This window comes from Streptomyces sp. RLA012 (assembly GCF_056270325.1).
In genome coordinates this window covers 7,503,209-7,522,414 of record NZ_JBWDPA010000002.1, presented here as the reverse complement: position 1 = coordinate 7,522,414, position 19,206 = coordinate 7,503,209, and the positions used below count along the sequence as shown (strand labels likewise).

15 protein-coding genes, 2 tRNA genes and 1 pseudogene are annotated in these 19,206 nt (G+C 68.8%); 5 read left to right on the top strand and 13 right to left on the bottom strand.

What is annotated here, in order from left to right:
* Positions 1–118 precede the first annotated feature (118 nt).
* Positions 119–2,749 carry a valine--tRNA ligase gene (locus RV986_RS34535; protein WP_475921124.1) on the bottom strand — a complete coding sequence of 877 codons (2,631 nt, stop codon included), beginning with the start codon at positions 2,747–2,749 and terminating at the stop codon, positions 119–121.
* A gap of 136 nt (positions 2,750–2,885) precedes the next feature.
* Between RV986_RS34535 and RV986_RS34530 the strand changes: the two genes are divergently transcribed.
* Entirely contained in the window at positions 2,886–3,881 is a 996-nt protein-coding gene (locus RV986_RS34530) for a hypothetical protein (RefSeq protein WP_475921123.1), read from the top strand.
* A 111-nt stretch (positions 3,882–3,992) separates the two neighbouring features.
* On the opposite strand, the gene clpX is transcribed toward RV986_RS34530, so the two are convergent.
* From clpX to RV986_RS34505, 5 genes are all read right to left on the bottom strand, one after another.
* Positions 3,993–5,279: an ATP-dependent Clp protease ATP-binding subunit ClpX gene (clpX, locus tag RV986_RS34525; RefSeq protein WP_475921122.1), complete on the bottom strand. Its 1,287-nt coding sequence runs from the start codon at positions 5,277–5,279 to the stop codon at positions 3,993–3,995.
* A gap of 171 nt (positions 5,280–5,450) precedes the next feature.
* On the bottom strand, positions 5,451–6,131 hold the full coding sequence (locus RV986_RS34520; protein ID WP_060897739.1) for an ATP-dependent Clp protease proteolytic subunit: 681 nt from the start codon (positions 6,129–6,131) through the stop codon (positions 5,451–5,453).
* A 137-nt stretch (positions 6,132–6,268) separates the two neighbouring features.
* On the bottom strand, positions 6,269–6,874 hold the full coding sequence (locus tag RV986_RS34515; RefSeq protein WP_362980489.1) for an ATP-dependent Clp protease proteolytic subunit: 606 nt from the start codon (positions 6,872–6,874) through the stop codon (positions 6,269–6,271).
* Positions 6,875–7,303: 429 nt separating this feature from the next.
* Positions 7,304–8,710 carry a trigger factor gene (gene tig / locus RV986_RS34510; RefSeq protein ID WP_475921121.1) on the bottom strand — a complete coding sequence of 469 codons (1,407 nt, stop codon included), beginning with the start codon at positions 8,708–8,710 and terminating at the stop codon, positions 7,304–7,306.
* Between the two features lie 376 nt (positions 8,711–9,086).
* A tRNA-Pro gene (locus RV986_RS34505) sits at positions 9,087–9,163 on the bottom strand.
* Between the two features lie 152 nt (positions 9,164–9,315).
* Between RV986_RS34505 and RV986_RS34500 the strand changes: the two genes are divergently transcribed.
* A tRNA-Gly gene (locus RV986_RS34500) sits at positions 9,316–9,389 on the top strand.
* Between the two features lie 182 nt (positions 9,390–9,571).
* On the opposite strand, the gene RV986_RS34495 is transcribed toward RV986_RS34500, so the two are convergent.
* The gene (locus RV986_RS34495) at positions 9,572–9,766 is read right to left on the bottom strand and encodes a hypothetical protein (RefSeq protein ID WP_475921120.1); all 195 of its coding nucleotides are present in this window, start codon (positions 9,764–9,766) and stop codon (positions 9,572–9,574) included.
* Between the two features lie 562 nt (positions 9,767–10,328).
* Here RV986_RS34495 and RV986_RS34490 point away from each other — a divergent pair.
* Positions 10,329–11,537 carry an acyltransferase family protein gene (locus tag RV986_RS34490; protein WP_475921119.1) on the top strand — a complete coding sequence of 403 codons (1,209 nt, stop codon included), beginning with the start codon at positions 10,329–10,331 and terminating at the stop codon, positions 11,535–11,537.
* Between the two features lie 5 nt (positions 11,538–11,542).
* Here RV986_RS34490 and RV986_RS34485 read toward each other — a convergent pair whose 3' ends face one another.
* From RV986_RS34485 to RV986_RS34475, 3 genes are all read right to left on the bottom strand, one after another.
* Positions 11,543–11,998, bottom strand: coding sequence for an HD domain-containing protein (locus RV986_RS34485; protein WP_475921118.1), 456 nt, complete (start codon positions 11,996–11,998; stop codon positions 11,543–11,545).
* Between the two features lie 179 nt (positions 11,999–12,177).
* Positions 12,178–12,984, bottom strand: a complete 807-nt coding sequence (locus RV986_RS34480; protein WP_475921117.1) for an ABC transporter ATP-binding protein — start codon at positions 12,982–12,984, stop codon at positions 12,178–12,180.
* Between the two features lie 195 nt (positions 12,985–13,179).
* On the bottom strand, positions 13,180–14,352 hold the full coding sequence (locus RV986_RS34475) for a PP2C family protein-serine/threonine phosphatase (protein ID WP_475921116.1): 1,173 nt from the start codon (positions 14,350–14,352) through the stop codon (positions 13,180–13,182).
* A 151-nt stretch (positions 14,353–14,503) separates the two neighbouring features.
* On the opposite strand from RV986_RS34475, the gene RV986_RS34470 reads away from it, so the two are divergent.
* On the top strand, positions 14,504–15,733 hold the full coding sequence (locus tag RV986_RS34470; protein WP_475921115.1) for a GNAT family N-acetyltransferase: 1,230 nt from the start codon (positions 14,504–14,506) through the stop codon (positions 15,731–15,733).
* A gap of 32 nt (positions 15,734–15,765) precedes the next feature.
* On the opposite strand, the gene RV986_RS34465 is transcribed toward RV986_RS34470, so the two are convergent.
* From RV986_RS34465 to tnpA, 3 genes are all read right to left on the bottom strand, one after another.
* Positions 15,766–16,575, bottom strand: coding sequence for an Fpg/Nei family DNA glycosylase (locus tag RV986_RS34465; RefSeq protein WP_475921114.1), 810 nt, complete (start codon positions 16,573–16,575; stop codon positions 15,766–15,768).
* 277 nt (positions 16,576–16,852) lie between these two features.
* On the bottom strand, positions 16,853–17,338 hold the full coding sequence (locus tag RV986_RS34460) for a ribose-5-phosphate isomerase (protein WP_475921113.1): 486 nt from the start codon (positions 17,336–17,338) through the stop codon (positions 16,853–16,855).
* Positions 17,339–17,610: 272 nt separating this feature from the next.
* Positions 17,611–18,024 carry an IS200/IS605 family transposase gene (gene tnpA / locus RV986_RS34455; protein WP_475921112.1) on the bottom strand — a complete coding sequence of 138 codons (414 nt, stop codon included), beginning with the start codon at positions 18,022–18,024 and terminating at the stop codon, positions 17,611–17,613.
* 37 nt (positions 18,025–18,061) lie between these two features.
* Between tnpA and RV986_RS34450 the strand changes: the two are divergent.
* Positions 18,062–18,972: pseudogene (locus RV986_RS34450) on the top strand (RNA-guided endonuclease InsQ/TnpB family protein); the annotation flags it as partial.
* Between the last annotated feature and the right edge of the window lie 234 nt (positions 18,973–19,206).

Genomic DNA, 19,206 nt, shown 5'->3' with positions numbered 1-19,206 from the left:
GGGTTTCCGCCCCCGGACCCCCAAAGGATCGCGTGGTTCCCCGCGCCCCTTCTCAGAGGTGCGGGGAACTGCGCGAGACCCGGGTGGGCGTTGCCCGCAGCCGAAGTACGACCGATGGCTACGCCTCCGGCAGGCGGTCCAGTTGGGTCCGGATGCGGGCGATGTCCTCGTCGGCCTTGGCGAGCCGCGTACGGATCTTCTCGACGACCTGGTCCGGCGCCTTCGCGAGGAACGCCTCGTTGCCGAGCTTGCCGTTCGCCTGGGCCTTCTCCTTCTCGGCCGCGGCGAGGTCCTTGGCGAGCCGCTTGCGCTCCGCCGCGACATCGATCGTGCCGGAGAGGTCCAGCGCCACCGTGGCACCCGCGACCGGCAGCGTCGCCGTGGCCGCGAAGGCCTCGCCCTCCGGCTGCAGCCGCAGCAGCTGCCGGATGGCCGCCTCGTGCGGAGCGAGCGCCGTGCCGTCGAGCGTCAGCCGGGCGGGAACGCGCTGGCCGGGCTGCAGTCCCTGGTCGGCGCGGAAGCGGCGGACCTCCGTGATGACCTGCTGAAGCGTCTCGATCTCACGCTCGGCGGCGGCGTCGCGGAAGCCGCTGTCGGTCGGCCAGTCGGCGATCACGACCGACTCGCCACCGGTCAGCGTCGTCCAGAGCGTCTCCGTCACGAACGGGACGACCGGGTGGAGCAGACGGAGCGTCACGTCCAGGACCTCGCCCAGGACCCGGCCCGAGACCTTCGCCGACTCGCCGCCCGCCATGAACGTCGTCTTGGACAGCTCGACGTACCAGTCGAAGACCTCGTCCCACGCGAAGTGGTAGAGGGCGTCGGACAGCTTGGCGAACTGGAAGTCGTCGTAGAACGCGTCGACTTCGGCCACGGTCTCGTTGAGACGCGAGAGGATCCAGCGGTCCGTCGCCGTCATGTCGGACGGGTCCGGGAGCGGGCCCTGGACCGTCGCGCCGTTCATCAGCGCGAAGCGGGTGGCGTTCCAGATCTTGTTGGCGAAGTTCCGGGAGGCCTGGACCCAGTCCTCGCCGATCGGCACGTCCGTACCGGGGTTGGCGCCGCGGGCGAGGGTGAAGCGGACGGCGTCGGAGCCGTACTTGTCCATCCAGTCGAGCGGGTCGACGACGTTGCCGAAGGACTTCGACATCTTCTTGCCGCGCTCGTCGCGGACCAGACCGGTGAGGGCGATGGTCTTGAAGGGGACCTCGCCGTCCATCGCGTACAGGCCGAACATCATCATCCGGGCGACCCAGAAGAAGATGATGTCGTGGCCGGTGAGGAGGACGTCGGTGGAGTAGAACTTCTCCAGGTCCGGGGTCCGCTCGGGCCAGCCCAGCGTCGAGAACGGCCACAGGCCGGACGAGAACCAGGTGTCCAGGACGTCGGCGTCCTGCTTCCAGCCCTCGGCCTCGGTGCCCGGCGGCTCCTCGTCGGGGCCGACACAGACGACCTCGCCCTCGGGGCCGTACCAGACGGGGATGCGGTGGCCCCACCACAACTGCCGCGAGATGCACCAGTCGTGCATGTTGTCGACCCAGTCGAAGTAGCGCTTCGACATCTCCGCGGGGTGGATCGCGACCCGGCCGTCACGGACGGCGTCACCGGCCGCCTTGGCGAGCGGGGCGACCTTGACCCACCACTGCATGGACAGCCGCGGTTCGACGGTCGTCCTGCAGCGCGAGCAGTGGCCCACGGAGTGGACGTACGGGCGCTTCTCGGCGACGATCCGGCCCTGCGAGCGCAGCGCGCCGACGATGGCGGAGCGGGCCTCGAAGCGGTCCAGGCCCTGGAAGGGACCGTGGACCGTGATGACCGCCCGCTCGTCCATGACCGTGATCGACTCCAGGCCGTGGCGCTGGCCGATCGCGAAGTCGTTCGGGTCGTGGGCGGGGGTGACCTTGACGGCGCCGGTGCCGAACTCGGGGTCGACATGGGTGTCCGCGACGACGGGGATGGTGCGGTCGGTCAGCGGCAGCTTGATGCGCCTGCCGACCAGGTGCTTGTAGCGCTCGTCGTCGGGGTGGACCGCGACGGCCGTGTCGCCGAGCATCGTCTCCGCACGGGTGGTGGCGACCACCAGGGTCTCGTCGCCCTCGCCGTACTTGATCGAGACCAGCTCGCCGTCGTCCTCCTGGTACTCGACCTCGATGTCGGAGATCGCCGTCAGACAGCGGGGGCACCAGTTGATGATGCGCTCGGCGCGGTAGATCAGCTCGTCGTCGTACAGCTTCTTGAAGATGGTCTGGACGGCCTCGGACAGCCCCTCGTCCATGGTGAACCGCTCGCGCGACCAGTCCACGCCGTCGCCGAGCCGGCGCATCTGGCCGAGGATCTTGCCGCCGTACTCCTCCTTCCACTGCCAGACGCGCTCGACGAACTCCTCGCGCCCCAGGTCCTGGCGGGACTTGCCCTCCTCGGCGAGCTGCTGCTCGACCTTGTTCTGGGTGGCGATACCGGCGTGGTCCATGCCCGGCAGCCACAGCGACTCGTAGCCCTGCATGCGCTTGCGGCGCGTCAGGGCGTCCATGAGCGTGTGCTGGAAGGCGTGGCCCAGGTGCAGCGACCCGGTGACGTTCGGCGGCGGGATGACGATGGTGTACGCGGGCTTGTCGCTCTTCGCGTCGGCCGCGAAGTAACCCCGTTCTACCCAGCGCTCGTACAGCTTCCCCTCTACCCCGGCCGGCGCGTACTGGGTCGGCAGTTCGGAAGTGGGCGCTGTTTGCGGCTGCTGAGAGTTCTCGGTCACGGGGTCAGTTTAGGGGCGTCACGGCTTTGTCCCTAAACAGGATTCTTTCGTAACGGTCCGTCCCCCGATGCCTTGGCGCCCCAGGGGTTACGCCAGGATGTCAGGAACACATAAGCATCTGGAGGGGAACCCAGAGATGAGCTACAACCAGCCGGGCCCGTACGGCGGGCCGCCCCAGCAGCCCGGACCGTACGGTCAACCGGGGCAGCCCGGACCGTACGGTCAGCCGCCGCAGGCCCCCCAGCCCGGTTACGGCTACCCGCAGCAGGCTCCGCAGTCCCCTCCGCAGCCCGGCTACGGCTACCCCCAGCAGCCTCCCCAGGGTGCCCCGCCCCAGCAGCCGCCTTACGGTCAGCAGCCCGCCTACGGCCAGCAGCCGCCGTACGGCCAGCAGCCTCCCTACGGCCAGCCGCCCTACGGCGTTCCGCAGCCGCCCGCGCCCGGCGGCGGCAAGAAGAAGACGGCGCTCGTCATCGGCGCGGTGGCGGTCGTCGCCGCGATCGCCGTGGGGGCGTACTTCGTCATCGGCGGCGGCAGCGGTGGCAGCGGTTCGGTCGCCGACGACGGCCCGCACAAGCTGATCGCTCCGACGACGGTGCTCGACGGGACGTACAAGAAGTCCGACAGCGCGAGTGCCGACTCCATGACGGACGACGACATCAAGGACTTCGAGAAGTGGGGCGTCAAGAACCCCAAGGACGTCAGCAGCGGTTATGAGCAGGGCACCGGTCTCACCGCCAAGGACCTCACCTTCAGCGGCGTGTACGGCACGATCGACGACCCCGAGGCCGTCGTGGACGCCATGTTCGCCAAGCTGAAGTCGGAGGCCGCGAAGGACGACGGCTCCGGGGACAGCACGGGCAAGCTGGTCGGCAGCCCCGAGACGGTCACGCCCGCGGGGCTCGACGGCGCCATCATGAAGTGCCAGGTCGCCGAGATCACCAACAAGGAGAGCACGGCCGGCACGGCCAAGACCGTCAACATGCCGTTCTGCATCTGGGGCGACCACAGCACCGTGGTCGACGTCCTCTCGTTCGACCTCGGGTCCTTCGCCACCGGCAAGGGCGGTACGGCCGCCGACACCGCCGAACTCGCCGCCAAGCTCCGCAAGGACATCCGCGTCAAGGTGTGAGCGCGCGCGTCGACGGCGAGCACAGCAACGGCGAAGGGGCCCCAGTCGGTTGACCGGGGCCCCTTCGCCGTACAGGACTCGCCCTATCAGGACTCGCCCCGCAGGACTGCTTTACGCCGTCTTCTGCTCCCCCGGGCCGCGCCCGCGGGCGTCCCGCGGGATCAGGGTCGGGTTCACGTTCCTCAGGACCACGTCGGCCGTGATGACCACGCGGGCCACGTCCTTGCGGGACGGGACCTCGTACATCACCGCCTGGAGGACCTCCTCCATGATGGCGCGCAGGCCGCGCGCGCCGGTCTGGCGGAGGATCGCCTGGTCCGCGATGGCTTCGAGGGCCTCGCGCTCGAAGTCCAGCTCCACGCCGTCGAGTTCGAAGAGGCGCTGGTACTGCTTCACGAGCGCGTTGCGCGGCTCCACGAGGATCTGGAGGAGCGCCGGCCGGTCGAGGTTGTGGACCGAGGTGATGACGGGCAGCCGGCCGATGAACTCGGGGATCATGCCGAACTTCACCAGGTCCTCGGGCATGACGGCCTCGAACTGGTCCTTGGATTCGAGTTCGCGCTTCGAGCGGATCGTGGCACCGAAGCCGATGCCCTTGGCGCCGGCCCTCGACTCGATGAGCTTCTCCAGGCCCGCGAAGGCGCCGCCCACGATGAACAGGACGTTCGTCGTGTCGATCTGGATGAACTCCTGGTGCGGGTGCTTGCGACCGCCCTGCGGCGGGACGGAGGCCGTCGTGCCTTCGAGGATCTTCAGCAGGGCCTGCTGGACGCCCTCACCGGACACGTCCCGCGTGATCGACGGGTTTTCGCTCTTACGAGCCACCTTGTCGATCTCGTCGATGTAGATGATGCCCGTCTCGGCCTTCTTGACGTCGTAGTCCGCTGCCTGGATGAGCTTCAGCAGGATGTTCTCGACGTCCTCGCCCACATAGCCCGCCTCCGTCAGCGCCGTCGCGTCGGCGATGGCGAACGGGACGTTGAGCATGCGGGCGAGTGTCTGGGCGAGCAGAGTCTTGCCGGAGCCCGTGGGGCCCAGCAGGAGGATGTTGGACTTCGCCAACTCGATGGCGTCGTCCCGGTTCTGACCGCCGCCGTTCTCACCCGCCTGGACCCGCTTGTAGTGGTTGTACACCGCGACCGAGAGGGCCTTCTTGGCCGACTCCTGGCCGACCACGTACCCCTCCAGGAACTCGTAGATCTCGCGGGGTTTCGGGAGTTCCTCCCAGCGGACCTCGCTCGTTTCCGCGAGTTCTTCTTCGATGATCTCGTTGCAGAGATCGATGCACTCGTCGCAGATGTACACACCGGGGCCTGCGATGAGCTTCTTGACCTGCTTCTGGCTCTTGCCACAGAACGAGCACTTGAGCAGATCGCCGCCGTCACCGATGCGTGCCACGGTGTGCTTCCCCTTCGCCTGGGAGACGCCTAGGTCCAGCGGCTCCTGGTGCTGCCTTATGTCCGACGGTACCTTGCCGAGCCCCCCGTTCGGGCCCCCCTTGGCGTGGTTCACTTTGTCGTGCACCACGCCAATGGGCGACAGACGAGCGGCAGACGATACAGCGATACGTCAGACGATCGCGGAACTGTTCATCTTGCGGGTGGAGATGATCTGGTCGATCAGGCCGTACGCGAGCGCGTCCTCAGCGGTGAGGATCTTGTCGCGCTCGATGTCCTCGCGGATCTTCTCGATCGGCGTGGTCGAGTGCTTGGCCAGCATGTCTTCCAGCTGCGCGCGCATCCGGAGGATCTCGTTCGCCGCGATTTCGAGGTCCGAGACCTGGCCGCGGCCGGTCTCGCTGTACGGCTGGTGGATCAGCACGCGGGCGTTCGGAAGCGCCATGCGCTTGCCCGGCGTGCCGGCGGCCAGCAGGATCGCGGCGGCCGAGGCGGCCTGACCCATGCAGACCGTCTGAATGTCCGGCTTCACGAACTGCATCGTGTCGTAGATGGCCGTGAGAGCCGTGAACGAACCACCGGGGCTGTTGATGTAGACCGAGATGTCACGGTCGGGATCCATCGACTCCAGGCACAGCAGCTGCGCCATGACGTCGTTGGCGGAGGCGTCGTCGATCTGCACGCCGAGGAAGATCACGCGCTCCTCGAACAGTTTCGCGTACGGGTCGTACTCACGCACGCCCTGCGAGGTGCGCTCGACGAAGCGCGGGATGACGTAGCGGGACTCCGCACGAGGACCGGTGTACTCGGCCTGCGTGCGGGCGTAGATGCCGCTGCCGGGGAAGTCGTTCACTGTGTCTCCTGAAGAGCCTGAAAGAGCCTGAGGCGGTCGGCTGGGGGCGCTGGCGGGCGCCTGAGCCGCCAGGGGGGCGCGGGGTGCGCCCGGGGGCGCTGGAGAGGCCCTGCGCCGCCCTGGGGGCACTGAGGGGCTTACGCCGCCCCGGTGCCGCCGCCGCCCGGCATACCGGCAGCGGTGGGCATGATGTCGTCGATGAGGCCGTACTCCTTGGCCTCGACCGGGTCGAACCAGCGGTCGCGGTCCGAGTCACGAGTGATCTGCTCGACGGTCTGACCGGTGTGGAAGGAGGTCAGCTCCGCCATCCGCTTCTTGGTGTGCAGCAGCCGCTCGGCGTGGATCTTGATGTCCGACGCGGAGCCGGCGAGACCGGCCGAGGGCTGGTGGATCAGGATCTCGGCGTTCGGCAGGGCGAAGCGCTTGCCGGGGGTACCCGCGCTGAGCAGGAACTGGCCCATGGAAGCCGCCATGCCCATGGCGATCGTCACCACGTCGTTCTTGATGTACTGCATGGTGTCGTAGATCGCCATGCCGGCCGTGATCGATCCGCCGGGGCTGTTGATGTAGAGGTAGATGTCCTTGTCCGGATCGGAGGCAAGGAGCAGCAGCTGCGCCGTGATCTTGTTGGCGATGTCGTCGTCGACCGCCTGGCCGAGGAAGATGATCCGCTCGCCGAGCAGCCGGTTGTAGACCTGGTCGCCGAGGCCACCACCGATAGGGTCGCCGGCAGCTGTGGGCATCAGATTCGTCACGTATCCACCTGCTCGTCTTACGACGGCGCCGGGCCGTCTCACGTCTTCTGCTGGGGGCGTGGGACCCCGGTGCGACAACCGCCCGGGGCGGCTTCGGGGACTCCCCTGCCCTCGTATTCATGGACCCTAACGCGCGGGTCCCTCCGGGGAATCCCGCAGAAGGAACTGTTCGCTGTGAGCGCATGCGCTCCGCTGGGTCGGACAGGGGGTTTGGCGGGGCTGCGCCCCTTCAGGGGCGCGGGGAACTGCGCGAGCGACCCACCACGAGCCGCACCCGCCGATGGACCGTCCGTGGCAGACGCGGCTGCGGCCCTGTGGGGGCTGAGCGCCCAGTTCCCCGCACCCCTGAAGGCCGACGGCCCCCGGGGACACTTGTGTCCCCGGGGGCCGTCGTACAGCTGCTGAAACGCCGCCGGCTTACGCCTCGGGCTTCTCCTCGGAAGCCTCGGCGGAGCCCTCGTCACCGTCGGTGACCTCGGCGACGACCTCGGTGGCCGACTCGGTCTCGTCCTCCTCGTCGTCCAGGTCGATGACCTCGCCGTTCGTGTCCTTGACCGTGGCGGCCTCGACGACGACCGCGAGGGCCTTGCCGCGGGCGACCTCGCCGACCAGCATCGGGACCTGGCCGCCCTCGACGACCGCCTGGGCGAACTGGTCGGGGGACATGCCGGAGGAGGCCGCGCGCCGCATGAGGTGCTCGGTGAGCTCCTCCTGGTTGACGTTCAGCTTCTCCTTGTTGACGAGCTCGTCAAGGACGAACTGGGTCTTGATGCCCTTGACCGCCGCGTCCTTGGTCTCGGTGTCGAACTCCTCCTCGGTCTTGCCCTGGATCTCCAGGTACTTCGCGAGGTCGAGGCCCATCTGGCCGAGCTGGTGGTGCTCCAGGTTGTGCTTACGGGTGTTGATCTCGTCCTCGAGCAGCTTCTCGGGGACGGGCACCTCGACCAGTTCGAGCAGCTTCTCCAGGACACGCTCCTGGGCCTGCGTGGCCTGGTCGTACTGCTTCATGTTCTCGAGGCGCTTGCGGCTGTCCGCCTTGAGCTCGTCGAGGGTGTCGAACTCGGAGGCGAGCTGAGCGAAGTCGTCGTCCAGCTCGGGCAGTTCGCGCGCGGCGACCTGGGTGACCTTGACGGCGACCTCGGCCTCCTTGCCGGACGCGGAGCCGCCCTTGAGCTCGGAGGCGAAGGTGGCCTCGCCACCGGCCTCCAGGCCCTTCACGGCCTCGTCGATGCCGTCCAGCAGCTCACCGGAGCCGATGGTGTAGGAGACGTCGGAGGCGATGCCGTCCTCCAGCACCTCTCCGTCGACCTTGGCCTCCAGGTCGATCGTCACGACGTCGCCGTCCTGGGCGGCGCGCTCGACCGGCGAGGTGGACGCGAAGCGCTCACGGAGCTCCTCGACGGCCTTCTCGACGTCCTCGTCGCTGACCTCGACGGCGTCGACCTCGACCTCGATGCCGGAGTAGTCCGGGATCTCGATGGTCGGGCGGACGTCGACCTCAGCGGTGAAGTTCAGCGTCTCGCCGTCCTTCAGCTCGGTGATGTCGACCTCGGGCTGGCCGAGGACGTTCAGCTCAGCCTCGTTGACCGCTTCGGTGTAGAACTTCGGGAGCGCGTCGTTGACGGCCTCTTCGAGCACGGCACCGCGACCGAACCGCTGGTCGATGACGCGCGCCGGGATCTTGCCCTTCCGGAAGCCCTTCACCGTGACCTGCTGGTTGATCTTCTTGTACGCCGCGTCGAGGCTGTCCTTGAGCTCCTCGAAGGGCACCTCAACAGTGAGCCGAACCCGAGTCGGGTTCAGGTTCTCCACGGCGCTCTTCACGGTTCGGTCTCCTTGTGGCTGACTTCTTGGGGGTACTGCTGCGGGGTTCTGCTGTTTGCCGCTGCCGAGTCGGGCAGAGCCTCAGCGGATTCGCGGCCCTTGAGAGACGTAACAGTGCAGACACACGGGCGCGCAACCTGCATAGTAACCGCAGGCGGTACACGCCCCAAAAGGCGATCTTGCGATCCCGGCCATCGGACGGCCGTCCATCAGTCCAGGGCCGGTCGCCGACTGATCGGCAACCGGTCGCCGATCAGTCGGCGACCGCTCTTCGATCGTTCTTCAACGCCCTTCAACCGCCCTTCGAGCGCTTGCGGACCAGTCGTCGATCGGCTGTCGACCGGTCCGTCGGCCGTCAGGCGCCGGACTGTGCTGGTGGTCGGGGTGGCGGGATTTGAACCCACGGCCTTCCGCTCCCAAAGCGGACGCGCTACCAAGCTGCGCCACACCCCGTCGGTGCGACACGTAGGGTACATGCCCGCAGGCAGTGCGGCCGCCGCATTTCACGAGCGTCCGCGGGGCGGCGCAACGGGGCGTGCGGGGAGGGCCCGCAACCCGCTACGATGCCTTCTGTGCCGGGGTCACTGACCTGCGGCACCATCTGTGCGGGCGTAGCTCAATGGTAGAGCCCTAGTCTTCCAAACTAGCTACGCGGGTTCGATTCCCGTCGCCCGCTCCATACGGTTCAGGGCCGGGCCGGGGATCATTCCTCCGGCCCGGCCCTGACTGTTTTGACCGTGTTTCCGGGGCTCCCTCTTCGCGGGGCCCGGCGTGGAGAGCGTGCTCGACCACGGGCGCGGCCGTCGGGGGCCGCGTCCACGGCGGGGGCGGCGGTGAAGACGCCGGCCCGTCCGCTGGGGATCAGAAGCTGATCTGGTTGATGGTCTCCGCTATCGAGTCGAGGAACCGCTGGATGGAAGGCGCCATCCCGGTCGACGCGAGGAAGAACCCGAAGAGCACCGCGACGACGGCGGGCCCTGCCTTGATCGATCCTCCTCGGATCAGCACCACGAGGATGATCGCCAACATCAGTACCACTGACAGCGAGATGGCCACAACTGATCACACCCTACGGTCGGTCCGCTCTCCCGGCCCGGGGGCGCAACCCCACACACCCCCGCCAGAACCATCGTGCCACCAACCCGGCCCCTGTATGCCGCGGGTGACGCATCGTCGGCCGCGGGCCCCGAGAACCGACACGCCCGCACTCTCCGGAGGCAGGCCAACTCCGTGGCCCCGCACTGCAATTCGACTGAACACCCGTACGGGAAATTCAGAGAGACCGTTGCCGTGTCCACACAACCTGTTCGCAGGTAATTCGAATTGTTGCCACAGGTGCATCAAAGGTATTACCGAAGACGCGGCCCGAGGTAGCCCCAGGACACCACCAAAGACCCTGAAGACTGGACTTTTCTCCAGAGTCGCCCGCGAGTGCTATGCACCGTTTAGTCATGAAGAAAGCAGACAGATCGGCTCTGCAACTGCCGCATGCCCTAAGGGGAAATCCTCAAATCCGGTGTACCCGTGAGGAGTACGCGCAACGAGCGCTCGAAGGCGATAAGCAGGAATGACGTTCGGAGTTTTACGAAGACGCACAGACAACGCTAGGGTGCCTCAGATGTTCCACGCCGCCTCGTCCCCAGCAAGCGCAGCAAGGTCCCGAATCGCCTCCCCCAGCTCCTCCAGTTCTCCCGGTTCCCCCGGCTCCTCCCCTACGGACCAGTCGGTGGAGGGAGTTCCGACATCGCGTTCAGCGGCCGCCGACGCCGCCGTTCCGGGTGCCGGGTCCGCCAGACCTCGCGACGCCTTCTTCGACAACGCCAAGTACCTGGCGATCGTGCTCGTGGCCATCGGTCATGCCTGGGAGCCCCTGAAGGGCCAGAGCCGCGTCCTCCAGGCGGCGTACATGGTCGTCTACGCCTTCCACATGCCGGCCTTCATCATCATCTCCGGCTATTTCTCGCGCAGTTTCGACATGCGCGCGGACCGGCTGAAGCGGCTGGTGACCGGGGTCGCCGTGCCGTACGTCGTCTTCGAGGTGGCGTACGTCCTCTTCAAGCGCTGGGCCGGCGACGATCCGTCGCTGCCGGTCAGCCTGCTCGACCCCTGGTTCCTCACCTGGTTCCTGTGCGCGCTGTTCATCTGGCGGCTGACGACGCCGCTGTGGAAGCTGGTGCGATGGCCGCTCGGGCTCGCGCTTCTCGTGGCCATGCTCGCGACCACCTCACCGTCCATCGGTGACGACCTGGATCTGCAGCGGGTACTCCAGTTCCTGCCGTTCTTCGTGCTGGGCCTGCGCCTGAAGCCCGAACACTTCCAGCTGGTGCGCCGCCGCGAGGTGCGCATCCTGTCGGTGCCGGTGTTCGCCGCCGCGCCGATCGTGAGCTGGTGGGCGGTGCCGCGGATGAACCCCGCCTGGTTCTACCACCGCGACAGCGCCCAGGAACTGGGCGTTCCGTGGTGGGTCGGCCCCGTGATGGTGCTCGCCCTCTTCTGCTGCTCGCTGCTGCTCACCGCGTGCTTCTTCGCCTGGGTGCCGCGCCGCAAGATGTGGTTCACGGCGCTCGGCGCGGGCACGCTGTACGGCTATCTGCTGCACGGTTTCCTGGTCAAGGGCGGCACCTACTGGGGCTGGTTCGACCACAAGTGGCTGCACGAACCGCTCGGTGAGATCTTCGTGACTCTCGCCGCGGGCCTGGCCGTCACCGTGCTGTGCACGCCACCGGTCCGGCGGATCTTCCGGTTCGCGATGGAGCCCGACATGAAGTGGGCCTTCAAGCGGGACGCAGCGGAGTTGGCCCGCGGACGGGCCAAGGCCACGGCGTAGACCGCTCAGCCCGGGGGCAGTCCGAGCAGTGCGCGCATGGTGGTGTACTTCTTCGTCAGCCGAGCGCGGGTGTGCTCGTCCAGGACCGCGAGCCGGGCCGGATCGGCGTTGTGCGCCAGGTCGGACGCCTTGACCACGAGAGCCCCCGGAGTCGTACGAATGCGTTTCGCGTACGACTCCGGGAGCTCTCCCTCGCGTTTGGTGAGCGCCAGCACGATGTCCTTGGTGCGTCGGGTCAGCGCGGCCTCGCGCAGCCAGTCCTCGGAGAGCACGTCGTCCTCGACGGCGTCGTGCAGCCAGGCCGCCGCGATCTGCTCGTCGTCGCCCCCGCGCTCGCGGACCCCCTCCGCGACGGCCTGCAGGTGCTCGGCGTAGGGCCGCCCCGCCTTGTCGGTCTGGGCGGCGTGCGCCGCACGGGCGAGGGCCTCTATTTCGGCCAAGGTCAGAAGAGTCTGCGTCACTCCCCCAGTGTCTCCCGCCGCGGCCCCGCGCGGGCCGGGACCGCGGCCGCCGTCGGGCCGAGAACGACGACCGCGCCTGCGCGCAGCGGAATTCCCACTCCGCGCAGCGGAACTCCGTCTCCACTCGGCGGGAGCCTGAACCCGGCGGCGCGGGCAGGTGCGACCGAGGGGCCGAGGCGTCAGGCCGCCCTGTGCCCGTAGACGGGGGCCGTCAGCTCCGTCATCCGGGCCGCGATCCGCCCGGCCGAGGCCCGTTCCAGGTGGTCGGCGATGGAGCCGTCGGCGAGGAACAGGACACGGTCCGCCCAGGCGGCGGCCGCCGGGTCGTGGGTGACCATGACGACCGTGGAGCCGAGGCCGTCGACGGCCTGCCTGAGCAGGCCGAGGATCTCGGCGGCCGTGGTGGTGTCCAGGGCGCCGGTCGGCTCGTCCGCGAACACCACGTCCGGGCGGGCGACCAGGGCGCGGGCGATCGCGACGCGCTGCTGCTGGCCGCCGGAGAGTTCGCTCGGGCGGCGGCGGGCCTTGTCGGCCAGGCCCACCTGGGCGAGGACCTCGGCGGCGCGGCGGCGGTCGGGGCGGTGGCCGGCCAGCCGCGTCGGGAGGACGACGTTCTGTTCGACCGTGAGGGAGGGGAGAAGGTTGAAGGCCTGGAAGACGAAGCCGAGGCGGGTGCGGCGCAGGACGGTGAGCTTGTTCTCGCTCAGCCCGGTGATCTCCGTGCCGCCGAGCCGGACCGTGCCGGCGGTCGGCCGGTCCAGGCCGGCCGCGCACTGCAGGAACGTGGACTTTCCCGAGCCCGAGGGGCCCATCACCGCCGTGAAGCTGCCGCGGTAGAGGGTGAGGTCGATACCGCGCAGGGCGTGGACGGTGTTGCCGCCGCGGCCGTACTCCCTTCGGACGCCGTGGAGTTCGACGGCCGGTACCGCGATGGGGCCCGCGCCGCGCGCGTCCGCGTCTTCGTGGCGCCTCTTCCGCAGGCCCATGGTGGGTCCGTCCCTTCGTCGCTCCGGTGAGGCCTCGACCGTACGGATGCGGAGGGGGGCGGGGCCATGAGGGAAGCCACCGGCTTGGGGTGGGGACAACCCCACCGCCGGCGGTCGACCCGGGTGGTGGGTGGGGGCGGAACACCAGGCGGGAGCCGGGGTGCGGACCCTGGGAAAACGAGGGTCGGACGGGGGTCAGCGGGTTGTCGTGGGGCCCTCGCGGCAGATCAGGAGGAGGGCCCGGTCGTCGTTCACGTCCTTGGCCACCGCCTCGATGAGGTGCCACGCCGCGCCGTGGAAACCACCGGCGACATAGCGGTCCGCCTCCCCGGTGAGGCGGTCGATGCCCTCGACGATGTCGCGTTCGGACGTCTCCACCAGGCCGTCCGTGAAGAGCATCAGGACGTCACCGGGCCGCAGGGAACCCTTGACCGGGTCGAACTGGGCACCGTCGTAGACCCCGAGGAGCGGTCCCTCCGCGGCCTTCTCCTCCCAGCGCCCGCTGCCCGCGCTGAGCTGCAGCCCCGGCGGATGCCCGGCGGAGAAGAGCTCGTAGTCGCCGGAGTCCAGTTCGAGGACCAGGTGGATGGAGGTGGCGAAGCCCTCGTCCCAGTCCTGGCGGAGGAGGTAACCGTTCGCGGCGGGGAGGAAGGCGTGCGGTGGGAGCGATCCCAGCAGGCCGCCGAAGGCCCCGGACAGGAGCAGGGCGCGCGACCCCGCGTCCATGCCCTTGCCGGAGACGTCCGTCAGGACGACTTCGAGGGTCCGGCCGCTGTTCGTCCGCGCGGCCACGACGAAGTCGCCCGAGAACGACTGGCCGCCCGCCGGCCGCAGCGCCATCTCCCGGTGCCAGCCCAGCGGCAGCTTCGGCAGCTTGCTCTGCACCCGGATGCGTTCGCGCAGGTCGAAGAGCATGGTGCCGCCGCGCCGCCAGGGCACGCCGACGCGGCTGCGGAACTGTGCGATCAGCAGGCCGAAGAAGCCGCAGGCGGCGACCACCAGCACCACGCCCGGTGTCACCCGGGACGGGCCCTCCGTGTAGGGGCCCAGCTTCACGGACTCCACTATCAGCGCGGTGGCGGCGGCCGCGTACAGGCCCAGCAGGCTGGCGGGGCGCAGCAGAAGGCCCCCCGCCACGATCGGGAGGACCAGCGCCGCCGGTGAGCACCACACCGAGTTCATCAGCGTGGTGGCCGCGATCAGGGGGATGGTCAGCAGCAGACCGGCCAGCGCGACCCAGTCCGAACCGTCCCCGCGGAAGTAGTCGACGGCGGATCTGCGCAGGCCGGTGCGGGCCCGGTGCCACTGCTTCTTCAACCGGGCCGTGAACGTATCGGCTTCCGCGCGCCGCTGTCGTCCTGCTGCCATTAGTTCGGGACCCTATCCATCGGACCAGGTGCTTGGCACGGGAGGTCCCACTTGTCCCCCGTCCGAGCGCTCAACATCACAGTGTCCGGCGCCTCGGGAGGCAACGGAAATCCCCTCGCTCGTACCGCATTGCCCTGGTAGGCATGGACGTATGACGACTGACTTGCGGGTGCTGCGGCAGCCTGAGTGGAACACGTGGTACGACAACCTGGTCCGCGCGTTCGGGGGCGTGCCGGAGTCGTCCGAGGAGCGCGAGGTGATGAACGCGCTCACAGAGTACGACCGTTTCCTGGGCATCTGGGACGGCGACCAGTGCGTGGGCACCGCGGGCGCCTTCTCCTTCCGGGTCACCGTCCCCGGCGGCGCCTCCGTGCCGGCCGCGGGCATCACGATGGTGAGTGTCGCGGCCACGCACCGGCGCCGCGGGCTGCTGCGGTCGATGATGCGGCGGCAGCTGGACGACATCCGCTCGTGGGGCGAGCCGCTGGCCGTACTGACCGCGTCGGAGCCGGTGATCTACGGCCGGTTCGGCTACGGCATCGCGACGCACCAGTACAACGCCTCGATCGACACGACCCGGGTACGACTGTCCGTGCCGCCCGGCACCGATGACGTACGCCTGCGGTACGCCGTGCCGAGCGAGGTCGTCGACGCCTGCGAGGCGGTGTACGCACGACTGGTTCCGCGTCGGCCGGGCATGCTGGCGCGGCAGCCCGGCTGGGCGCGGGCGATGCTGCTCGACCCGGAGAGCGAGCGGGACGGCGCGTCGCCCCTGCAGTGCGTGGTCGCCGAGCGGGACGACGAGGTCGTCGGCTACGCCCGGTACCGGGTCAAGCCGGACCACGACCATCGCGGGGCCAGGGCCACCGTCGTCCTCAGCCAGCTGGAGGCACTCGATCCGGCGGCGGGCGCGGCGCTGTGGCGGTTCCTCTTCGAGATCGACCTGACGACCACGCTGCAGGCGCGCGGTCGCCCCGTGGACGAGGCGTGGCAGCACATGGTGTCCGACATCCGTCGCTGCGCGGTGCGGATGCGGGACGCGTTGCACGTACGGCTCGTGGACGTCGGCGCCGCGTTGGAGGCGCGCACGTATCAGGCGCCCGTGGACGTGGTGTTCGAGGTCGAGGACGCGTTCTGCCCCTGGAACGAGGGGCGTTGGCGGCTCACCGGGGACACCAAGGGCGCGACCTGCGCGCGTACCCGGGACGCGGCCGATCTCGCGCTGTCCGTACGGGAGTTGGGGGCGGCGTATCTGGGTGGGGTGTCCCTGGCGTCGCTCGCGTCGGCGGGGCGCGTGCGGGAGTTGCGGCAGGGGGCGCTGGCGGAGGCCTCGGTGGGCTTCTCGTCGGCGGTCGCGCCGTGGCTGCCGCACGGTTTCTAGCCCCGGGCGGTCCGGAGTTTCCGGCCCCCGGTTCACCTCTTCTGGCAGGTCGGACACCAGAAGAGGTTGCGGGCGGCGAGATCGGCGGTGCGGATCTCGCCGCCACAGATGTGGCAGGGCAGGTTGGCCCTGCGGTACACGTAGACCTCGCCGCCGTGGTCGTCCACGCGCGGTGGGCGGCCCATGGCCTCGGGGGTGTGTTCCGGGCGGACGGTGTCGATGCGGTTGTTGCGGACGCCCTCGCGCATCAGCTCCACCAGGTCGGCCCAGATCGCGTCCCATGCGGCGGGGGTGAGGTCCTTGCCCGCGCGGTACGGGTCGATGCCGTGCCGGAAGAGGACCTCCGCGCGGTAGACGTTGCCCACGCCCGCGATGATCTTCTGGTCCATGAGGAGGGCGGCGATCGTCGTACGGCTGCGGGAGATACGGCGGTACGCGGCCGACGGGTCGGCGTCCGGGCGCAGCGGGTCCGGGCCGAGGCGGTCGTGTATCGCCTGCTTCTCGCCGTCCGTGATCAGAGCGCAGGTGGTGGGGCCGCGGAGGTCCACGTACGACGTGGTGTTCGCGAGGCGGAGGCGGACCGTGTCCGTGGGGGGTGGGGCGGGGGCGTCGCCGAAGTTCACCTTGCCGAAGAGGCCGAGGTGGATGTGGATCCAGTCGACGGTGCGGAAGGCGAGGAAGAGGTGCTTGCCGTGGGCGTCGGCGTGTTCGAAGGTGGTGCGGTCGAGGAGGGCGGCGGCGTCGGCGAACTTGCCCTGTGGGCTGGTCACGCGGGTGGTCCCGCCCCCGAACCTGGCCTCGTAGTCCTCGGCCAGCCGATGAATCGTGTGCCCCTCCGGCACGGGTCCTCCTCTTACCACGGTTCCACACGACGACTCTCCCGCCCCCGCCGCCCCCGGACCCCCGAGATCGGCCTGAACGGCCTGAACGGCCTCGTCCTCAAACGCCGGACGGGCTGAAGATGCCGGCCTGCGCCGGAAAGCCAAGCAACCGGGGCGAGCGGGGGGTTCGGGGCGCAGCCCCGACCACAGGGGCGCAGCCCCGACCACAGGGGCGCAGCCCCGGTCTCAGGGGCTCGGGAACTTCGCACTCCGCGCTCCCGGAGAAGCGCGCCGCGGGCTACGGCTGCGGGTGATGCGCCGGGACCGGCGGCAGGTCACCCGTCCGCTCGTACGCCGACAGCATGTCGATGCGTCGGACATGACGCTCGTCACCGGAGAAGGGCGTGCCGAGGAAGACCTCCACGAACTTCGTCGCCTCCTCCTGGGAGTGCATCCGCGCGCCCACCGCCACCACATTGGCGTTGTTGTGCTGCCGCCCCAGCGACGCCGTCTCCTCGCTCCACGCGAGAGCCGCCCGCACCCCGTCCACCTTGTTCGCGGCGATCTGCTCCCCGTTGCCGGAGCCGCCGATCACAATGCCGAGCGACTCGGGGTCGGCCGCCGTACGCTCCGCCGCGCGGAGGCAGAACGGCGGGTAGTCGTCCTGGGCGTCATAGATGAGCGGCCCGCAGTCGACGGGCTCGTGCCCGGCGGCCTTGAGCCACTCGACGAGGTGGTTCTTGAGTTCGAAACCGGCATGGTCGGAGCCGAGATACACGCGCATGTTCCGAGTGTGACATGGCCGTTGCGGATCGGCCTCGCCGGGTGTCCCAGCGGAAAAGTGCGAGGGGAACTACTAAACTCAAGGAAACCTCAAGAAACGATCTGGATTCAAAGGTTCACGAATTCCTTTGCCTCCGATTCACTGGACCGACTCGTACACCGCCCGTACGAGTCCCGTACCACCGCTCGTACGGGAAGTACCTGACCTGGGCGACGGCCTCGCTAATCGTCTTCGTCCTCGGCTACCGGGATTCATTCACGGCGCACCGGACTTCAGCCCGGTGGTGAAGCGAATCTGATGGTCGCGTCGCGGATTCCTGTCCGGCGGACGGTTCCGGCGAAGCAGGACCTGGACCAGAGCTTGCTGGCGCGCCAGTAGTGGCGTACGAGGTCGGGGAACTCCTGGCGCAGGCGGCGGGAGGAGACGCCCTTGAGGGAGTTGACGAGCTTGGTGACGGTGACCTTGGGCGGGAAGTTCACCAGGAGGTGGACGTGGTTGTCCTCGCCGTTGAACTCCACCATCTTGCATGCGAAGTCCGCGCACACCGACCGCATGATCTCCTCCGTGCGCGTCATCAGATGGGTATCGGTGAACACTCTGTGCCGGAATTTGGTCACGAAGACCAAGTGGACATGCATCACAAAAGCACAGTGCCGGCCAGTTCTGATCTTCTGCATCTCACCCATAACCCAAGTACGTAGTGTGGCCGTCATGCAGCTCCCCACGGCGGGTGTGCTGTCCCAGAAACTGATCACCCAGGCCAAGCAGACACCCGAGCGGTCCTGGCTGGGCGAGGTCTCCGCGGTCGTCCTCCAGCAGTCCCTGCGCGACGCGGAGGCCGCCTACAAGAACTTCTTCGCCTGCCTCAAGGGCGAGCGCAAGGACAGCCGTCAGTCGATCCGCTTCACGGCCAATGCCCGCTGGTCGGTCACCGTGATCAAGGACGCGGCCGGATGCCCGGCACCGGCCAGACGGTCGGCATCGACCTCGGCCTCGGCCTCATCCACTTCGCCGTCCTCTCCGACGGGACGAAGATCAACTCCCCGCGGTTTCTGCGCCGGGCGGAGAAGAAACTGAAGAAGGCCCAGCGGGAGCTGTCCCGCAAGCAGAAGGGATCCAGGAACCGGGAGAAGGCCCGCCTCAAGGTCGCCCGCGCCCACGCGAAGGTGGCCGACGCCCGTCGGGAGTTCCACCACCAGCTCTCCACTCGGCTGATCCGCGACAACCAAGCGATCGGCGTGGAGGACCTGGCGGTCCAAGGACTCGCACGCACCAGACTGGCCAGGAGTGTCCACGACGCCGGATGGTCGGCGTTCGTGCACATGCTGGAGTACAAGGCCGCCCGGTACGGGCGGACTCTGGTCAGGATCGGCCGGTTCGAGCCGACCTCCCAGACCTGCTCGGCCTGCGGTGTCAAAGACGGCCCCAAGCCCCTGAACGTCCGGGAATGGACCTGCACCGCCTGCGGCACCCTCCACGACCGGGACCACAACGCCGCGATCAACGTCAAAACGGCCGCCGGACTGGCGGTGACAGCCTGCGGAGCGCCGGTAAGACCAGGACTTGTCCCGGCACAGCGCGAAGAAACAGGAAGCCACGGATTCCCTGATCGGCGCGCCGGTGGGCGCCGGTGAGCCGGTCGACGTGGCGTCGGAGGTCTGAGGGCGCGGGCACGGGATCCGTGACCCGGGATCTGTGAGCAGAGAGGGGCCCGGTGGCGATGCGATGCTGTTGGCCAACCCGGTCGGCCACGTCGGCTCCGCGGCATGTGTGCCGGAAGCCGTGAGCACTAGATCGATCTAGTGCTCACGGCTTCCGGAGAGAGTGTTCCCCGCGGCGGATTTGCCAACAGCATCGCGATGCCGCCG

Coding starts and splice junctions, on each gene's coding strand:
- RV986_RS34490 (WP_475921119.1), top strand. CDS start 10,329: ATGTTCCACGCCGCCTCGTCCCCAGCAAGCGCAGCAAGGTCCCGAATC.
- RV986_RS34475 (WP_475921116.1), bottom strand. CDS start 14,352: ATGGCAGCAGGACGACAGCGGCGCGCGGAAGCCGATACGTTCACGGCC.
- RV986_RS34460 (WP_475921113.1), bottom strand. CDS start 17,338: ATGCGCGTGTATCTCGGCTCCGACCATGCCGGTTTCGAACTCAAGAAC.
- tnpA (WP_475921112.1), bottom strand. CDS start 18,024: ATGGGTGAGATGCAGAAGATCAGAACTGGCCGGCACTGTGCTTTTGTG.
- RV986_RS34530 (WP_475921123.1), top strand. CDS start 2,886: ATGAGCTACAACCAGCCGGGCCCGTACGGCGGGCCGCCCCAGCAGCCC.
- RV986_RS34480 (WP_475921117.1), bottom strand. CDS start 12,984: ATGGGCCTGCGGAAGAGGCGCCACGAAGACGCGGACGCGCGCGGCGCG.
- RV986_RS34515 (WP_362980489.1), bottom strand. CDS start 6,874: ATGCCCACAGCTGCCGGCGACCCTATCGGTGGTGGCCTCGGCGACCAG.
- RV986_RS34470 (WP_475921115.1), top strand. CDS start 14,504: ATGACGACTGACTTGCGGGTGCTGCGGCAGCCTGAGTGGAACACGTGG.